Origin of the sequence: Pseudoalteromonas sp., assembly GCF_041613455.1 — a bacterium.
In the GTDB taxonomy this organism is placed as follows: Bacteria; Pseudomonadota; Gammaproteobacteria; order Enterobacterales; family Alteromonadaceae; genus Pseudoalteromonas.
Window position 1 is genome coordinate 1 of record NZ_JBFJHD010000244.1, and the last position, 4233, is coordinate 4233.

Here is a 4233-nt window from a genome sequence, read left to right on the forward strand (position 1 = left end):
ACGGAATAACTAGGGTTAGCAGTAACCAAACGACATTAATCGCTTGTAACGTTGCTCTAACATTTCATCCAGCGTAAGGGCTTGTAAGTCTGCTAAATCACGTTTTAAACGCGCTTTTAAGTTGCGCGCCATAGCATCGTAATTACGGTGAGCACCGCCAAGTGGCTCATCAACTAAATTATTGATCAAATCAAGCTCTTTTACTCGCTCAGCTGTTACACCCATTGCCTCTGCAGCAAGTGGGGCTTTATCTGCGCTTTTCCACAGAATAGAGGCACAGCCTTCTGGAGAAATTACCGAGTAAGTGCTGTATTGCAACATGTTAACACGGTCGCCAACACCAATGGCTAATGCACCACCCGAGCCACCTTCACCGATAACGGTACAAATAGTAGGTACTTTAAGCGCTGCCATAACTTTAAGGTTACGGGCAATCGCTTCTGACTGACCACGCTCTTCTGCACCAACACCTGTGTAAGCACCCGGTGTATCAATAAAGGTCATGATAGGCATTTTAAAGCGCTCTGCCATTTCCATTAAGCGCAACGCTTTACGGTAGCCTTCTGGCTTTGGCATACCAAAGTTGCGTTTAATTTTTTCTGCAGTGCCACGGCCTTTTTGCTGGCCGATAACCATCACTGGCTCGCCATCTAAACGTGCGATACCACCTAAAATAGCCGGATCATTAGCAAAAGTACGGTCACCGGCAAACTCGTCAAATTCCGTAAAAATGCGCTCGATATAATCTCGAGTATAAGGACGCAACGGGTGACGTGCTAACTGTGAAACCTGCCAAGCGCCTAATTCAGAGAAAATTTTCTCTTTTAAACGGTCGCTTTTCTCTTTTAGCTTGCTGACTTCCTCTTCTAACTCAAGGTCTAATTCGCCAGCGCGGCTTACATTCTGTAATTCTTCAATTTTTACTTCCAATTCTGCAATTGGAAGTTCAAAGTCAAGATAATTGAGGCTCATGCTCTAAACTACCTAATTAGTTAAATTCTAGTTCTACATCTTGCGCCGCCATTAAAGACAACTTATGAATTAAGTCATCCGTTGGCGTAACACACCATTCGATCCCTAGGGTTAACTGCGCCAATGCATCTGGGCGCTGATAATAAACCTTGATCGGACACGTTCCCATTTTGTATGGTTCGAGTACTTTTTGTAATTTATCGAAGAAACCGGCCTCGATTTGCACCATGTTCAGCGTCATTTTAATCGCTTTAATACGTTTTTCACGCGCTTGAGCAATGGTGTTTATTTCTCTCGCGGTCATTGTAATACCACCAGAGAAGTTATCAAAGCTGACCTGTCCAGATATTACCAAAATATTATTAACTTGCAGCATATCTTGGTATTTTTCAAACTCATCTGAATACAAGCGTACATCAATGCGGGCGCTCTTGTCATCTAAAGTTATTAAGCCCCAACGATTTCCTTTTTTATTCACTAACACGCGGGCCGAAATCACCAGCCCCGCAGCCACCGAGGTGACATCGCGATTAGTTGGCTGTAAATCAACCAAACGGCCACTGGTATAATGCTTTAACTCGCGGCGGTACTGATTAATTGGATGCCCTGTTAAATACAAGCCCAGCGTGTCTTTTTCGCCCTCTAGCCATTGATTATCGGTTAACGGGGTGGCTTTAATAAATGCCTGTTCAACTTCATCCGGTGCAGTGGCAAGCAAACCAAACAAATCACTTTGCCCTAACTGCTCCGCTTTATTGTGCTGATCGGCGGCGCGCATCGCATCTTTTAAGCTGGCTAATAAAGTTGCCCGCCCCGGTTGCGTTTTATCTGGACCGAGTTGATCTAGCGCACCGGCATATATCAGTTTTTCAGTGACCCGTTTATTTAACCGTTTTAAATCAACCCGCGCACAAAAATCAAACAAGTCTTTAAACGCTCCGCCTGCTGCGCGCGCTTCTAAAATCGCCTCTACGGGGGCTTCACCCACCCCTTTAATCGCGCCTATGCCGTAAACAATTTCGCCTTGCAGATTAACAGTAAACTTGTATTCGCCTGCATTCACATCCGGCGGTAGCAAGGTGAGTTTCATGTTTTCACATTCATCCACCAGCGTGACGATTTTATCGGTGTTATCCATATCTGCCGACATTACCGCCGCCATAAACTCTGCCGGATAATGGGTTTTCATCCATAACGTTTGATACGACACTAATGCATAGGCCGCCGAGTGCGATTTGTTAAAACCATAGCCGGCGAACTTTTCTACCAAGTCAAAGATTTTAATTGCCAGCTCACCGTCAATACCGTTATTGCGTGCACCATCTTCAAAGGTAGAACGTTGTTTCGCCATTTCTTCGGGTTTTTTCTTACCCATAGCACGGCGTAACATATCGGCGCCACCCAATGTATAGCCAGCAAGTACCTGGGCTATTTGCATTACTTGTTCTTGATACAAAATAATGCCGTAGGTCGGCTCTAAAATCGGTTTTAAACTTTCGTGTTGGTATTGCGCATCGGGATAAGAAATTTCTTCGCGGCCGAGTTTACGGTCGATAAAGTTATCTACCATGCCTGATTGTAATGGCCCTGGGCGGAACAACGCCACCAGTGCAATCATATCTTCAAAACAGTCGGGCTTTAAGCGCCGTACCAAGTCTTTCATGCCACGGGATTCTAGTTGGAATACCGCCGTGGTTTCGGCACGTAACAGCAACTCAATACTTTTTTTATCATTGAGTGGAATAGTATTGATATCAATCGGCTGTTTGCCTTCGCGGGCTAAGCGCTCATTGGTCATGTCCACCGCCCACTGTAATATGGTCAGTGTGCGTAAGCCTAAAAAGTCAAACTTGACTAACCCTGCGGTTTCTACGTCGTTTTTATCAAACTGGGTAACCGGGAACTTACCTTCATCATCGCAGTACAAGGCAGCAAAATCGGTAATGGTGGTGGGCGATATTACCACGCCCCCGGCATGTTTACCGGCATTACGCGTACAGCCTTCGAGAATGCGACACATGTCGATTAGGTCTTTCACTTCTTCATCGCCATCGTACGCTTCTTGCAGGCGTGGCTCCACTTCAAAGGCTTTAGCCAGTGTCATCCCAGGATCACCCGGGATTAATTTTGAAATCCGGTCAACGAAACCATAGGGGTGGCCCAGCACGCGACCCACGTCGCGAATAACCGCTTTTGCGGCCATGGTACCAAAGGTAATGATTTGCGATACCGCATTACGCCCGTACAACGCCGATACGTGATCGATAACCTCATCCCGCCTGTCCATACAAAAGTCGACGTCAAAGTCGGGCATTGAGACACGTTCTGGGTTCAAAAAGCGCTCAAATAGTAAATCAAACTCCAGCGGGTCTAAATCGGTAATTTTTAGTGCATACGCCACTAATGAGCCCGCACCGGATCCCCGCCCTGGCCCAACGGGAATATTGTTATCTTTACTCCATTGAATAAATTCCATTACGATCAAAAAGTAACCGGGAAAACCCATTTGGTTAATTACGTCGAGCTCTACTTTTAAACGCTCGTCGTACTCACCGCGTTTTTCTTTACGCTCTTGCTCATCGGGAAATAAAAACTGTAATCGCTCTTCTAAGCCATCTTGAGAAACTTTTACTAAAAAGTCTTCAATTTTCAGCGAGCCGGTGGGGTAATCGGGTAAAAAATAGGTGCCAAGCTGCACGGTAACATTACAACGCTTCGCTATTTCTACGCTGTTTTGCAGTGCTTCGGGTATATCGCTAAATAGCTCAGCCATTTGCTCGGCGGTCTTTAAATACTGCTCTTGTGAAAAGCGTTTTGGCCGGCGCTTGTCATCTAACGTATAACCATCAAAAATAGCCACGCGAATTTCGTGTGCTTCAAAGTTTTCCGGCTTTAAAAATACCACTTCGTTAGTGGCCACCACTGGCAGCTGCTCTTGGGCGGCCAGCTCCACCGCCATATGTAAATAGTTTTCTTCTTGCGGGCGATTGGTTCTGATCAGCTCAATATAGTAATGGTCGCTAAAATGCTGTTTATAAAAGCTGACCACCGACTCCACAATGCTGGCATTCCCTTTGAGCAGTGCTTTACCTAAATCACCATCTTTAGCGCCAGAGAGCAAAATCAGCCCGTCTTTTAAATCAATCAACCAGTCTCTGTCTATCACCGGGCGATGAAATACATGCCCCCGTTGATACGCTTTAGAAATTAATAAGGTGAGGTTTTTATAGCCTTGATTATCTTTCGCTAAAATAGTGATGC

General features: G+C 45.5%; 2 protein-coding genes. Both read right to left on the bottom strand.

Annotated features, from left to right (window positions below; genetic code table 11):
• Nucleotides 1-15: 15 nt before the first annotated feature.
• Nucleotides 16-972 (bottom strand): acetyl-CoA carboxylase carboxyl transferase subunit alpha, encoded by a 957-nt coding sequence (gene accA / locus ABYB02_RS15210; protein ID WP_372763251.1) that lies wholly within the window; start codon nucleotides 970-972, stop codon nucleotides 16-18.
• Nucleotides 973-988: 16 nt separating this feature from the next.
• Nucleotides 989-4233, bottom strand: a 3245-nt coding sequence (dnaE, locus tag ABYB02_RS15215; protein WP_372763252.1) for a DNA polymerase III subunit alpha, incomplete at its 5' end; no start/stop codon positions are given.